This window comes from Streptomyces sp. HUAS CB01, from assembly GCF_030406905.1.
Classification (GTDB): Bacteria; Actinomycetota; Actinomycetes; order Streptomycetales; family Streptomycetaceae; genus Streptomyces; species Streptomyces chengbuensis.
This window is the reverse complement of sequence record NZ_CP129137.1, coordinates 5,491,519-5,505,075: the sequence shown is the minus strand read 5'-3', so window position 1 is coordinate 5,505,075 and position 13,557 is coordinate 5,491,519. Positions and strand designations below refer to the sequence as shown.

Here is a 13,557-nt window from a genome sequence, read left to right as displayed (position 1 = left end):
CTCCCCTCGCACGGCCCGGTCTCGCCAGGGCCCGCACCCCCACGCGCTCGAGCGGCGCGCACTGCGATAGATAATCACACCGCAGGTCGCTGGGGCTTCTCGCAAATGTCACCGTTCAGTCGCAAATCTGCCCGGTGGACGTGCCGGTCATGCGGAGGGGCGGCTCACTGCAGCGCGGAACCGGCCTTCCACGCCGTCCAGCCCATGTTCCAGCCGCTCAGCCCGTTCCACGGGTCGACCGTCCGGTCCGGGGAGTTGACCACTTCCACCACGTCGCCGATGAGCGTCCGGTCGAAGAACCAGCCCGCCGGGGAGTCCTGGCTGCCGCCCTTCTCGTCGCGCAGCCCGATGCAGCCGTGGCTGACGTTCCGCATGCCGAAGACCGCCGGGTCGGCCCAGTAGTTGCCGTGCAGGAAGGTGCCCGACGTGGTGAGCCGCATCGCGTGCGGCACGTCCTTGATGTCGTACTCGCTCTTTCCGTCGTCGTCGGTGAAGCCGACCGTCGCGCCGTTCATGCGGGTGACGTCGTGCATCTCGCTGACGACCATCCGGCCGTTGTACGTCCGGGTCTTCCTGCCCCCCGTGGTGACCGGCAGCGTCGTCAGCAGCCGGCCGTCCCGGCGCACCTCCATGGTCCGCTCGCGGGCGTCGACCAAGGAGATCTGGGACCTGCCGACGGTGAAGCGGACGGTCTTGCGCTGGATGCCGTACACGCCGGACGCACCCTCGACGTCGCGCAGCCGCATGTCGACGGTGACCTTGGTGCCGGGCTTCCAGTACTCGCGCGGGCGGAAGTCGAGCCGCTCCGCGTCGAACCAGTGGCCCACGACCTCCACGGGCGGAACGGAGGTGATGCGGATGGCCCGCTCGACGGCCGCGCGGTTCCTGATCCCGCGGTTGAAGTCGAACGAGACGATCATTCCGATGCCCACCGTGGAGCGGTTCTCCGGGGTGAAGTAGCCGATGAACCGGTGGTCGGGCACGACGGTGGTGAAGGTCGTGTGCCGTGCGGAGCGGCGGCCGTGGGCGTCCAGCGCCACCGCGTCGACGCTGTACTTGGCCGCCAGCTCGAGCCGGGTGCCGGGCTTCGGACGCCAGGTCAGTCCGTCCGGGGAGACGGCACCCGGGACGTCGGCGGGCTGCGCGGTCTCGATCCGGGTGACCCTGACCCGCTCCAGCCGCCCGCCCGACAGCGCCACTTCCAGCCGGCCGTCCGCGGGCACGGCCCTGGCGCCGTCCGCCGGAGTGATCCGGATGACGTCGCCGGGCGCCCGGGGTTTGTCGCCGCCGGTGCCCGGATCGACGCCGGTACTCCCGGCGGCTCCGCCGGTGCAGCCGGTCAGCCCGGCCAGCAGTCCCGTCCACAGCACGGCGACGGCCAGCGTGGCCCTCGTCCGCCTCACCGCGTTGCTCACAGAGTCCACCTCGTGGGGTCGCAGAGACACAGCACGTCCCGCCCAACGACGGCCACCCTCCTGGGGAAACGTCGGACCGGGTCATGTTGGGAGCAGCGCGGCGTCGGGAAGAAATGGTGGGAGGACCACACGCGGGGAGCCACGGCCGGGACGCCGTGGGCGGGAGCCGCGCGGGCCCGACGAGCCGCGGGAGGCCGACAGGTGTCGAGCGCAGCCGAGCAGGAGGCGGTACGGGAAGGGGAGCGGCCCCTTCCCGCCCCGGGGCCGAGCCCGGCCCTGAACGGGCGGCCGAGGGTGGCGGGCCGCTCCGCTCCCCCGGTCTGGCCAGGGGCGCCGACCCCGCTGGGCGCCCGGTACCGGGTCGGCCCCGACGGGGTCGCGGGCACCAACTTCGCCCTGTGGGCGGGCGGCGCCGAGGCAGTGGAGCTCTGCCTCTTCGACGAGTCGGGAGCGGAGGTACGGCTGCCGCTCACCGAGCTCACCCACGAGATCTGGCACGGTTTCGTGCCCGGCGTCGGAGCGGGGCAGCGGTACGGCTTCCGGGTGCACGGCCGGTGGGACCCGTGGACCGGCGCCCGCTGGAACCCGGCGAAGCTGCTGCTCGACCCGTACGCCCGGGCGGTCGACGGTGAGTACGCGCTGCCGCCGGAGGTGTACGGACACGTCCGCGACTGGCCGCAGCAGCACGTCGCGGACACCGTGCGCGACGACCGGGACTCGGCCCCGTACCTCCCGAAGGGCGTGGTCGTCCACGAGGACGCGCCGGACGACGAATGGGCCGACGACCGCCGGCCGAAGACGCCGTGGGCGGACTCCGTCATCTACGAACTGCACGTGCGCGGCTTCACCAGGCTGCACCCCGGCATCCCGCCGGAACTGCGCGGCACGTACGCGGGCCTCGCCCACCCGGCGGCGATCGGCCACCTCGTACGGCTCGGGGTGACGGCGGTCGAGCTGCTGCCGGTGCACCAGTTCGCGCACGAGGACCATCTGCTGCGGCGGGGCCTCAGGAACTACTGGGGCTACAACTCGATCGGCTACTTCGCTCCGCACGCCGGCTACAGCGCGTCCGGGACCGCCGGGCAGCAGGTCGGCGAGTTCAAGCGGATGGTGCGCGCCCTGCACGAGGCCGGCATCGAGGTCATCCTCGACGTGGTCTACAACCACACGGCGGAGGCCGGCGAGCTCGGTCCGACGCTCAGCCTCAAGGGCATCGACAACCGCGGCTACTACCGGCTGCAGCCCGACGCACGCCGCTACGCCGACTACACCGGCTGCGGCAACACTCTGCACGTGGTCCAGCCGCAGGTGCTGCGGCTCATCACCGACTCGCTGCGCTACTGGGTCACGGAGATGGGCGTGGACGGCTTCCGCTTCGACCTGGCGGCCGCCCTCGCCCGCTCGATGCACGACGTCGACATGCTGTCCCCGTTCCTCGCCGTGATCGCCCAGGACCCGGTGCTGCGCCGGGTGAAGCTGATCGCCGAACCGTGGGACGTCGGCAGCGGCGGCTACCAGGTCGGTGCGTTCCCGCCGCTGTGGACGGAGTGGAACGACCGCTACCGGGACGCGGTGCGGGACTTCTGGCGCGGCGCGCTGCCCGATCTGCGGGACCTGGGCTACCGGGTGTCGGGCTCCAGCGACCTGTACGCCTGGGGTGGACGGCGGCCGTACGCCTCGGTCAACTTCGTCACCGCCCACGACGGCTTCACCCTGCGCGACCTGGTCAGCTACGAGCGCAAGCACAACGAGGCGAACGGCGAGGGCAACCGGGACGGCACGGACGACAACCGCGCCTGGAACTGCGGCGCGGAGGGCGAGACGGACGACCCCGAGGTCAACGCCCTGCGCCGGCGGCAGATCCGCAATCTGCTCACCACGCTGCTGCTGTCCACGGGTGTGCCGATGCTGGTCGCGGGTGACGAGATGGGCCGCACGCAGGGCGGCAACAACAACGCCTACTGCCAGGACAACGAGACCGGCTGGCTCGACTGGTCGTTGCCGGACCGGCCGGGGCCGGCCGGGCTGCTGGCCCTCACCTCCCGGCTGCTCGCACTGCGCGGCGCGCACCCGGTGCTGCGGCGCAGGGCGTTCTTCTCCGGCCGGCCGCAGACCGCCGACGGTCTGCGCGACCTGGCCTGGTTCACGGCGCGCGGCACGGAGATGACCGAGCAGGACTGGTACGCCCCTTCCTCCACGCTGGCGCTCTTCCTGTCCGGCCGGGACATCCCGGGCCGGGACGCCCGTGGCGCACAGGTCGCCGACGACAGCTTTCTGACGATCCTGCACGCGGCCGGCCGGGCGACGGACTTCCAGCTGCCGGGGCCGCCGTGGGCGGAGGAGTACGAGCTGGTCGTCGACACCTCGCTGGAGGACCAGTCGGCGGCACCGGGAACGGTCCACCGGGGCGGGGAAGGCATCACGGTGCCGGCGCGGTCGGTGCTGCTGCTGCGGGTGCGCGACGGAGACTGAGGCCGCGGTGCGGCCCGTACGCGCCGGACCGGGCTCATCCGCTGCCCGGCGACGGGGCGGGCCCGCGCCGTCGCGCGACCGGATGGGCGGCACGTGACGGCCGGGTGCTGCGGGGCGGCCGACGAGGCTTCGTGCGTACGGCGGCGCCCGGCGTTCGCGCGAGGCGGCCTCGCGTCGGCGGGTGCCGAGCGGCGCAGCAGGCGGCCGGCGCGGCCGCGGGACGGCTGCCCCGACAGCGCGCCGCGCCTCGCGCCGTGCCTCGCGTCGTGGGAGCGGCACCGCAAGGCGCACGACGTGACGGCCTCGGGCGGACGCCCCGCCCACGGCGGGCGGCGGCGGCATGCGGCCGTCCCGGCCGTACTCCCGCGTGCGGTGTCGGCCGAGGATGCCGCGGTCGTACGGCGCCGGCCGAGAACGCCCGCGCACGTAGGCCGACCGATAACGCCGCGCGCATACGGCGCCGACCGAGGATGGCGCGCGTACGGCGTCAGCCGAGCACGCCCGCGCGCATACGGCGCCGGCCGAGAACGCCGGCGGCGGACGGGCGTCAGCCGAGGATGCCGCGGTCGTACGCCGCCGCCACCGCCGACGCCCGGTCCTTGACGGCGAGTTTGCCGTAGATGTGGGTGAGGTGGGTCTTCACCGTGGCCTCGCTGATGAAGAGTTCGGCGGCGATCTCCCGGTTCGAGGTCCCCCGGGCGACCAGGACCAGCACCTCGCGTTCCCGGGCGCTGAGCGGTTCGTCGCGCGGCGCCGGGTTGCGGACGCGGGAGACCAGCCGGGAGGCGACCGCCGGGGACAGGACGGTGCGGCCCTCGGCGGCGGCGCGGACCGCCGTGAACAGTTCCTCGCGCGGGGCGTCCTTGAGGAGGTAGCCGGTCGCCCCCGCCTCGATCGCGGGCAGCGTGTCCGCGTCGGTGTCGTAGGTGGTGAGGACGAGGACCTTCGTACGGGCACCGCGCCTGGCCAATTCGGCGATGGCCTCCACCCCGCCGCCGCCCGGCATCCGCAGGTCCATCAGCACCACGTCGGGGTCCAGCCGCTCGGCCAGCGCGACCCCCTCGACGCCGTCGGCGGCCTCGCCGAGCACCGCGAAGCCGGCCGCGGACTCGAACATGCCGCGCAGCCCGTCCCGTACGACGGGATGGTCGTCGACGATCAGCACGGAGATGGTGGCGTCAGCCATGGCGCACCAACGGTACGCGAGCCGACACCGCCGTGCCGCCGCCCGGTTCGGACTCGACGGACACCGTGCCGGCGATACGGGCCGCCCGGTGGCGCATGCCGTCCAGGCCGAAGCCGTTGGTGCGGGTCCGGGCGGGCAGCGCGCACGGGTCGAAGCCGCTCCCGTCGTCGCGGACGTCGAGCGTCACTTCGTCCCCCATGTAGGACAGGGTCACGCCGGCGCGTTCGGCGCGGGCGTGCCGGGCGGTGTTGGCGAGGGCTTCCTGGGCTATCCGCAGCAGCGTGGCGGCGACCTCGTCGTGCAGCGGCTCCACCGCGCCGGTGACCGTGAACCGGGCGGTCACGCCACTGCGCCGGGACCACTCGTCCACGGTCTTCTCCAGTGCCCGGGGCAGTTCGTCGTGGGCGAGGGCGGACGGCGCGAGGTTCTGCACCGACCGCCGCGCCTCGCCCAGGGCGGCGCGGGCCAGGGCGGCGGCACGCTCCGCGTGGGTGCGTGCCACGTCCGGGTCGTCCGTGGCGGTGACCACCTGGAGCTGCGCGACGATGCCGGTCAGCCCTTGGGCGATGGTGTCGTGGATCTCCGCGGCGAGCCGGCGTCGCTCGTCGGCGACGCCGGCCTCCCGGGCCTGGACGACGAGTTGGGCGTGCAGACCCGCGTTCTCGTCGAGAGCCTGTTCCAGACGGGCGTTGGTGCGCTCGAGCTCGGCGATCGTGGCGGCCTTCTGCTTCGCGGCCTCGGCCTCCTCGACGGCGATCCGGGCGAAGACGAGGGCGAGGAACGCGTTGAGGACGAACAGCGCGCCGAACGCCATCCAGTTCGTGGCCGACGCCGGCGGCAGCCCGCCGGACTGGGAACCGGCCATGGTCACCGCCGTGGCGACCAGCCCGGCGTAGGCCCAGCGGCGCGGCAGGAGCGCGCCGGCGTCGAAGTAGCCGAGGACCGCGTACACGGCGAAGAACGGGTTGAGCCAGGTGAGGACCGCGGCGAGGACGGTGCGTACCGCGTAGTGGATCCGGCCTGCCGGGGCGAACTCGGGCAGCCCGTCCCTGGTGCGGCTCCACCACAACTCGTGGACGAGCGCCGCCGGGAGCACGGCCGCGGCCCCGTACAGCTCGGCGCGCGTCATCAACGGCCGGGCGGTGGCGGCCGCGAGGGAGGAGGAGAGGCCGAGCAGGAGGTAGGGGCCGTAGCGGAAGAACTGCTCCCAGCGCTGTTCGGCGGCGGTCATGCGCCCAGTCTCCCGCACCCGTCGGTTCCCACGCCGCGGTCCCTCCGCGCCCACGGTCACTCCCAGCGGAACCAGCGAACCGCGGCGGCGGTCAGCGCGGCCGTCCACACCGCGGTGATCCCGACGGCGGCCCAGCCCGGCCAGCCGCCGGCCGCCGCACGGTCGAGCGCCCCGGACGCCGCCCCGAAGGGGGTGAGTTCGACGACCCGCCGCAGGGCCTCCGGCATGGCCTGCACCGGCACCCACACCCCGGCGGTGAACATCGCCGGGAAGAACACGGCCGAGCCGATCGCCGTGGCGATCTTCTGGGTGCGGGACACCGCGCACACGGTCGCGCCGAGCGCGAGCGCCGCGGTCGTCGTGAGGAGGAGGGCGAGGAGGTAGCCGGCGGGCTGTCCCGGGAGCTCCACCCCGTGGGCGACGCGGCCGACGGCGACCGCGAGCAGCGCCGAGAGCAGGGACGCGGCTCCGTGCAGGACGAGCTGTGCGGTGAGCAGCGCGGCCGGGCGCACCGGCGTGGTCGCCATCCTGCGCAGGACGCCCCGTTCCCGGTAGCCGGTGAGGACGGGCGGCATGGCCTGCAGCCCCGCCGTGATCGTGCCGAGGAGCACGGCGACGGGCACGTACAGATCGACGACGCGGCGGCCGCCGAGCTCGGCGGACACCTCCCGGAAGGACGGCACCAGGCCGATGATCAGAAGCAGGGCGGACGGGAAGACGAGGATCCAGAAGAGGCTGCCGGGTTCGCGGGCGAACAGGCGCGACTCGGTCCTCAGGACGGCGGCTGCGGCGGACGGCATGTCAGACCTGCTCTTCCGTGAGGTCGAGGAAGGCGTCGTCGAGGGTGGCCTCGGTGACGCGGAGCTGGTGGGCGGTGATGCGGTGACGCGCGAGCAGCGTGATGACGGCGTTGACGGTGTCGTCGGTGCCGTGGATGACGACCCGGCCTTCCCGGTCCTCGGCGAGCGCGGCTCCGGGAAGCCCGGCCAGGTCGTCCTCGGCGAGCGGCCGTGACGGGGTGAAGGTGATGACGGTGGCGCCGCCGGCGCGGCGGATCAGCCCCGAGGGGGTGTCGAGCGCGGCGAGCCTGCCCTTGTCGATGACGGCGATCCGGTCGCAGAGCCGCTGGGCCTCCTCCATGAAGTGGGTGACGAGGAGGACGGTCACGCCACCGGCCCGGACGTCCTCGATCAGGTGCCAGGTGTCACGGCGGGCGCGCGGATCGAGGCCGGTGGTGAGCTCGTCGAGCACGACGACGCGGGGGTTGCCGATGAGGGCGAGCGCGATGAACAGCCGCTGCTTCTGGCCACCGGACAGCTGGGCGAACCGGGTGCCGAGCTTGTCGGTGAGGCCGAGCCGTTCGGCGAGGGGCCGCCAGTCGGCGGGCCGGGCATGGAAGGCGGCGTACAGCTCCAGCGCCTCGCGGACCGTCAGCTTCGGCTGGAGCTCGCTCTCCTGGAGCTGGGCCCCGAGGATGCGCGTCACGCCGTCGTGGTCGGCCACCGGGTCGAGCCCGGCGACGCGGACGGTGCCCTCGTCGGGGGTCCGGAGCCCTTCGACGCACTCGACGGTCGTGGTCTTGCCGGCGCCGTTGGGCCCGAGGATCCCGAAGATCTCGCCCTCCTCGACCCGGAAGGTCACCCCGTCCACGGCCGGCCGTCCGCCGTAGGACCTGCGCAGTCCGTTCACTTCGACAATCGCCATGTGACGAGGGTGCCGGGCGGCGGCCGCGCACGGCATCGGCCGAGGCGCTCGAGGGCGCATCCGCCGATCGGTTGACGGGCGGCTACGACTTCGCGGCCGCGGGCGGCGGGGTGGACGGGCGGGGCGCCGACCGGCCCGGCGGGACGGGGCAGGGCAGCAGCGCGGTGAGGGGCGGGCGCGGCAGGGCGGTAGGGCCGGCGGGAAAACTCGGTGGGCCATGTCAGTGGTGAACCGTAGGCTCACTCCTGATGTCCACCACAGCTGAAGCCACCCAGCCCGACCGGTCCGCCGCCCGCTCCCTGCTGCGGCTGTGGCCGTACGTACGCCCGGTCAGGACCCGTCTGTTCACGGCCGCGTTCGTCGCGGTCGTCGCCTCCTGTCTGAGCCTCGTGATCCCCCTCGTCCTGAAGTGGATGGTGGACGGTCCGGTGGCCGACCGGGACGTGGGCGGGGTGTGGCTCGGCGCGCTGTACCTGCTGCTTCTCGGTGTCGCGGAAGCGGTGCTGTTCGGCTTCCGGCGCTGGCTGGTGGCCCGTCCGCTGGCCGGGGTCGAGGCGGCGATGCGGGCCGATCTCTTCCGGCACCTCCAGCGGCTGCCCGTGGCGTTCCACGACCGGTGGGCGTCCGGGCAGCTGTTGTCGCGCGGGACGACGGATCTGATGCTGGTGCGGATGTTCCTCGCGTTCCCGCTGACGTTCCTGCTCGTCAACGGCGTGACCATCCTCGTCGGCGCGGGCATCCTGCTGGCCCAGCAGTGGACGCTGGGGCTGGTGCTCCTCGCCCCGGTCGCCCCGCTGGTGTTCGTCATCGCCCGGTTCGAGGGGCGCTACTCGTCGGTGGCGCGGACGGCGCAGGACCAGGTGGGCGATCTGACGACCGTCGTCGAGGAGAGCGTCCTCGGCATCCGCATCATCAAGGGCTTCGGACGCCACCGGAGCCAGGCGGCCGCCTTCCGGGCGCTGTCCGAGCGGCTGCGCGGGACCGAACTGGTCAAGGCCCGGCTGCTGGCGGGCATCTTCGGCGTCATCATGATCGTCCCCGAACTCGCCATCGGCGCCGCGCTGGTGCTCGGCACGATGCAGGTCGCGGACGGCACCCTGTCGGCCGGCACGCTCGTCGCCTTCCTCTCCACGGCGCTCGCACTGCGCTGGCCGGTGGACGCGATGGGCTTCCTGCTCGCCATGAGCCAGGAGGCGGCGACGGCGACGGACCGCTACTTCGAGGTCCTGGACGCCGAGGAGGAACGCGACGACGAGCGGGGGTCCGGGCACGCGAGGCGCCTTGGTGAGGACTCCCGGAAGGTGCCCGGAGGGGAACCCGGGAAGCAGTCGGCGGAGGATTCAGCCACGGTGCCCGGGAACGGGGCCGTCCCGTCGGGACGTCCGCCGTCCGCGATCACCGCGCCCGCTCCGGGCCCGGAACGGGCGGGCGGGGCAGGAGGCGGGCTGCGGTTCGAGAACGTCCGCTTCCGCTACCCCGACGCACCCGAGGACACGGACCCGGTGCTGAAGGACATCGATCTGCACATCCGTCCCGGGGAGACCATGGCCCTCGTCGGTGGCACGGGCAGCGGGAAGACGACGCTGACCGCGCTCGTACCGCGGCTGTACGAGGTGACCGCCGGGCGCATCACGCTGGACGGGCGGGACATCGCGGCCATGCCGCGCGAGGAGCTCCGCACGCTGGTGTCGATGGCGTTCGAGGAGCCGACGCTCTTCTCGGCGAGCGTCGGGGAGAACGTGCGAATGGGCGCCGAGTACGCCGACGACGAGCAGGTGCGGCGGGCGCTGGACGTGGCCCAGGCGGGGTTCGTGGACACCCTGCCGCGGGGCCTCGGCACCCAGGTCGGCGAGCAGGGCCTCAGCCTGTCGGGCGGGCAGCGACAGCGGCTCGCCCTCGCCCGCGCGGTCGTCGGGAAGCCCCGGTTCCTCGTGCTCGACGACCCGCTGTCGGCGCTCGACGTGCACACGGAGGCGCTCGTGGAGGCCGCGCTGCGCCGGGTCCTCCAGGACACCACCGCCCTGGTCGTGGCGCACCGGCCGTCCACCGTGCTGCTCGCCGACCGGGTGGCGCTGCTGTCGGAGGGCCGGGTCGCGGCCGTCGGCACCCACCACGAACTGCTGCGGGACAACGCCGAGTACGCCTGGCTGATGTCGGGCGCTCACGCCGAGGAGCGAGACCGATGACGTCATCGACGGCCACGACGCCGCAGCCGGACGCCGGGGACAGCACGGCCGGCGCCGTCGCGAACGGCCCCGGGGCTTCGGGACCGGAAGCCGAAGGCACCGCCGCGCGCGGCGCGGACAGGCGGGCGACGGGCCCGGACGGCCCTGATCCCGCGGACCCGGCCGGACGGGGCGCGGACGCGAAGGACACGGACCCGGCTGCGCGGGGCGCGGACGGCGATCCGTTCGACCGGGACGCCCTGCCCGCGCCCGACGGGGCCACTGGTGCCCTGCTGCGTTCGCTGCTGGCGCCTCTCCGGGCACGGGTCGTCGTCGCCGCGGTGCTCCTGCTGCTTCAGCAGGCCGCGGCACAGGCCGGCCCGCTGCTCGTCGCGTTCGCCATCGACAGCGGTGTGCCCGCGCTGCGCGACGGCGACCACGGGCCGCTGGTCGTGGTCGGCGCCGGGTACGCGGTGTGCGCGATCGGGTCCGGCGCTTTCCAGTACGCCTTCATCCGCGCTTCGGCCCGCGTCAACCAGGACGCGCTGCTCGATCTGCGCGGCCGGATCTTCCGGCATGCCCAGGCGCTGAGTCTGGACTTCCACGAGCGGTACACCTCGGGCCGGCTGATCTCGCGTTCCACCACCGACGTCGAATCGCTGCGCGAACTCCTCAGCGAGGGACTGCAGGAGCTCCTCGCCGTGGTGCTGTCGTTCGTCTACATCTCGGCGATGCTGCTCTGGCTCGACCTCGGCATCGGCGGTCTCGCCGTGCTCAGCTTCGTCCCGCTGTACCTGCTGGTGCGGCTCTACCGGCGGCGCGCCTCGGTGGTGTTCGCCGAGCGGTCGACCGCCATCGCCTCCGTCATCGTGAAGTTCGCGGAGACGATGAACGGCATCCGGCCCGTGCGCGCCTTCCGCCGCGAGCGCGCGAACGACGAGCGCTTCGGCGCCCTGAACGACCGGCACGCCCGCAGCAACGGGGACTCGCTGCTGGAGATGGCCCGCTATGTCGTGGGGTCCCGGCTGGTGGCGAACACCGCGGTGGCGGGAATCGTGCTGTGGGGCGCGTACCGGGTGACCGAGGGGACGCTGGCGCTCGGTGTGCTCGCGGCCGCGGTGCTCTATCTGCGGCGGCTGTACGACCCCATCGACCGGCTCGGCATGTTCCTCAACTCGTACGAGTCGGCCGCCGCGTCGCTGCAGAAGATCGCGGGCCTGCTCGCCCAGACGCCGTCCGTCCCGGAGCCCGCGCGTCCCGTGGGGCTGCCGGAACGGGCCGGTGCCGCCGGTCCGGGCCGGGAGGTGGTCTTCGAGGACGTCCGCTTCGCCTACCGCACCGGCGGGGAGGTACTGCCGCGCTTCGCACTGACGATCCCCGCCGGTCAGACCGTCGCCGTCGTCGGCTCGACCGGTGCGGGCAAGTCCACGCTGGCGAAGCTGCTGGCCCGCTTCTACGACCCGACGGAGGGGCGGGTCCTGCTCGACGGCACCGATCTGCGCGATCTGCCGGTGCCCGAACTGCGGCGCGGGGTGGTGATGGTGACCCAGGAGGCGTTCCTGTTCTCCGGCACGGTCGCCGAGAACATCGCGATCGGGCGGCCGGACGCCACGCGTGAGGAGATCGAGCAGGCGGCGAAGGCCATCGGTGCGCACGACTTCATCAGCGGACTGCCGGAGGGCTACGACACGGACGTGCGCAAGCGCGGTGGCCGGATCTCGGCGGGGCAGCGTCAGCTCGTCGCCTTCGCCCGGGCGCTGCTCGCCGATCCGGCGGTGCTGATCCTGGACGAGGCGACGAGTTCGCTGGACATCCCCGGCGAGCGGGCGGTGCAGCGGGCCATGGCCACGGTGCTGCGGGGGCGGACGGCGATCGTCATCGCCCACCGCCTGTCGACGGTGGAGATCGCCGACCGGGTGCTGGTGATGGAACACGGCCGCGTCGTCGAGGACGGCAGCCCGGCCGCCCTCGTCGACGGCACGGGCCGCTTCGCGGGGCTGCACCGGGCATGGCGGGAGAGCCTGGTCTGACGGCGGAACGGCCCCCGGCCCGGCCGGGGGCCGTTCCGCGGAGTGCCGGGTGCGCGTCGAGGGCTGCGGGCCGCGAGGCGCAGGCCGAGCAGAACACGGCACCGGCTGCGAACCGCCGAACGGCACATCCGACACCGACGGCGACGACGTGTCGGTCGTCGACAACCGCCGTGTCGAGGTGGTGGACACCGAGCCCGTCGGCGACGAGCCCAACGGGATCGCCGTCACCCCGGACGGCTCCCGGGTGCACGTCACCGACTTCGCGGACGACGAGGTGTCCGTCATCGGCGCCCACAGCGACCGGGTCGTCGACCGCATCGAGGTCGGCGATGGGCCGACCGGGGTCGCGACCCCCGGGCGGCGAGCCGGACCCACGGGTGGCGCGCGCCGGCCTCCTCCCCACGCTCGGGACGAGCCGGCACGCGCGTTGTCGTCACCGGTGACCGCGGAGGCGTACGGCCCGGACGGCCCCCGGTCACCCGCGCCGTCCCGTGTGGTGGACTGGGATCATGACGACGGGTGACGCGATCGTGGTGCCGCCGCTGTACAGCGGGTATCCCGGGGTGGCCTTCGGCGGTTATGTCGCGGGGGTGCTCGCGCAGCGCACCGGGGCCGGGACGGTACGGGTGGACTTCCGCGGACCGGTGCCGCCGGGCGTGCCCGTGCGGCTCGCGGACACGGCGGACGGCGGCGCCGAACTGGGCCCGGGAGAGCGTCCGCTGGCCACGGCGCGGCCGGCCCCGCTGGTGCTGGACGTCCCCGCCGCGCCCGGCTGGGACGAGTCCTCGGCCGCGGCAGAGGAGGTGCGGGCGGCCCCGCCGGCCGGAGGGGTCGACTGCTTCGGCTGCGGTATGGACCGCACGCCCGAGCGCGGCCTGCGCCTGCACTGCGGGCCCGTCCCCGGCCGTTCGCTCGTGGCCGCCGGATGGGTCCCCTCGCCCGCGTTCGCCGGTCCCGACGGAGTGCTCCCGGCCGAGTTGGTGTGGGGCGCCCTGGACTGCCCCGGCAACTGGGCGGGCCGGATGCTCGGGACCCAGCGGGCGGGCGCGGTCACCGCGTCCCTCACGGGCACCCTGCTGCGTCCCGTGCGCACGGGCGAGCCGTACGTCTCCTACGCATGGCTGCTGTCCGAGTCCGGGCGCAAGCACACGATGGGCGTGGCGGTCGCCACGGCGGAGGGTGAACTGTGCGCGCTCGCCGAGGCGCTGTGGCTCGACCCCCGGCCGGCCGGCTGAGCCCGCTCCCGCACCCGCCCGGCCGGACCCCCGGCCGCCATCGCCCTCGGACGCGCCCGGTCCGCCGGTCGCGGCCGCGACCGGAGCTCCGACGCTCCCGCGCCCCGTCGGCCGCGACC

Annotated in this window: 10 protein-coding genes; 5 read left to right on the top strand and 5 right to left on the bottom strand. The window is 74.1% G+C overall.

The genetic code is table 11. The features are described 5' to 3' along the window. Positions 1-164 precede the first annotated feature (164 nt). Positions 165-1,415 carry a L,D-transpeptidase gene (locus tag QRN89_RS24395; RefSeq protein WP_290351517.1) on the bottom strand — a complete coding sequence of 417 codons (1,251 nt, stop codon included), beginning with the start codon at positions 1,413-1,415 and terminating at the stop codon, positions 165-167. A gap of 201 nt (positions 1,416-1,616) precedes the next feature. On the opposite strand from QRN89_RS24395, the gene glgX reads away from it, so the two are divergent. Next, positions 1,617-3,887, top strand: coding sequence for a glycogen debranching protein GlgX (glgX, locus tag QRN89_RS24390; protein WP_290351516.1), 2,271 nt, complete (start codon positions 1,617-1,619; stop codon positions 3,885-3,887). Positions 3,888-4,434: 547 nt separating this feature from the next. Here glgX and QRN89_RS24385 read toward each other — a convergent pair. Genes QRN89_RS24385 through QRN89_RS24370 form a run of 4 tightly spaced genes read right to left on the bottom strand, consistent with a single transcriptional unit; the run spans position 4,435 to position 8,008 of the window. Beyond that, positions 4,435-5,073, bottom strand: coding sequence for a response regulator (locus QRN89_RS24385; protein ID WP_290351515.1), 639 nt, complete (start codon positions 5,071-5,073; stop codon positions 4,435-4,437). Then, positions 5,066-6,304: a sensor histidine kinase gene (locus QRN89_RS24380; RefSeq protein WP_290351514.1), complete on the bottom strand. Its 1,239-nt coding sequence runs from the start codon at positions 6,302-6,304 to the stop codon at positions 5,066-5,068. Before QRN89_RS24380 ends, QRN89_RS24385 begins: the two co-directional genes overlap by 8 nt. 56 nt (positions 6,305-6,360) lie before the next feature. Continuing rightward, positions 6,361-7,104, bottom strand: coding sequence for an ABC transporter permease (locus tag QRN89_RS24375; protein ID WP_290351513.1), 744 nt, complete (start codon positions 7,102-7,104; stop codon positions 6,361-6,363). A 1-nt stretch (position 7,105) separates the two neighbouring features. Further along, the gene (locus QRN89_RS24370; RefSeq protein WP_290351512.1) at positions 7,106-8,008 is read right to left on the bottom strand and encodes an ABC transporter ATP-binding protein; all 903 of its coding nucleotides are present in this window, start codon (positions 8,006-8,008) and stop codon (positions 7,106-7,108) included. 248 nt (positions 8,009-8,256) lie between these two features. Between QRN89_RS24370 and QRN89_RS24365 the strand changes: the two genes are divergently transcribed. The 4 genes from QRN89_RS24365 to QRN89_RS24350 all read left to right on the top strand — a co-directional run bounded on the left by QRN89_RS24365 (position 8,257) and on the right by QRN89_RS24350 (position 13,438). Further along, positions 8,257-10,194: an ABC transporter ATP-binding protein gene (locus QRN89_RS24365; RefSeq protein ID WP_290351511.1), complete on the top strand. Its 1,938-nt coding sequence runs from the start codon at positions 8,257-8,259 to the stop codon at positions 10,192-10,194. Continuing rightward, the gene (locus QRN89_RS24360) at positions 10,191-12,203 is read left to right on the top strand and encodes an ABC transporter ATP-binding protein (RefSeq protein ID WP_290351510.1); all 2,013 of its coding nucleotides are present in this window, start codon (positions 10,191-10,193) and stop codon (positions 12,201-12,203) included. Before QRN89_RS24365 ends, QRN89_RS24360 begins: the two co-directional genes overlap by 4 nt. A gap of 148 nt (positions 12,204-12,351) precedes the next feature. After that, positions 12,352-12,726: a YncE family protein gene (locus QRN89_RS24355; protein WP_290351509.1), complete on the top strand. Its 375-nt coding sequence runs from the start codon at positions 12,352-12,354 to the stop codon at positions 12,724-12,726. Then, a complete protein-coding gene (locus QRN89_RS24350) occupies positions 12,713-13,438 on the top strand; it encodes a PaaI family thioesterase (RefSeq protein ID WP_290351508.1) in 726 nt (241 codons plus the stop codon). Before QRN89_RS24355 ends, QRN89_RS24350 begins: the two co-directional genes overlap by 14 nt. Positions 13,439-13,557: the final 119 nt, after the last annotated feature.

What these genes read in the sequence shown, in the direction of transcription:
- QRN89_RS24375 (WP_290351513.1), bottom strand. Translation starts at nt 7,104, where the DNA reads ATGCCGTCCGCCGCAGCCGCCGTCCTGAGGACCGAGTCGCGCCTGTTC.
- QRN89_RS24370 (WP_290351512.1), bottom strand. Translation starts at nt 8,008, where the DNA reads ATGGCGATTGTCGAAGTGAACGGACTGCGCAGGTCCTACGGCGGACGG.
- QRN89_RS24365 (WP_290351511.1), top strand. Translation starts at nt 8,257, where the DNA reads ATGTCCACCACAGCTGAAGCCACCCAGCCCGACCGGTCCGCCGCCCGC.
- QRN89_RS24385 (WP_290351515.1), bottom strand. Translation starts at nt 5,073, where the DNA reads ATGGCTGACGCCACCATCTCCGTGCTGATCGTCGACGACCATCCCGTC.
- QRN89_RS24380 (WP_290351514.1), bottom strand. Translation starts at nt 6,304, where the DNA reads ATGACCGCCGCCGAACAGCGCTGGGAGCAGTTCTTCCGCTACGGCCCC.
- QRN89_RS24350 (WP_290351508.1), top strand. Translation starts at nt 12,713, where the DNA reads ATGACGACGGGTGACGCGATCGTGGTGCCGCCGCTGTACAGCGGGTAT.
- QRN89_RS24360 (WP_290351510.1), top strand. Translation starts at nt 10,191, where the DNA reads ATGACGTCATCGACGGCCACGACGCCGCAGCCGGACGCCGGGGACAGC.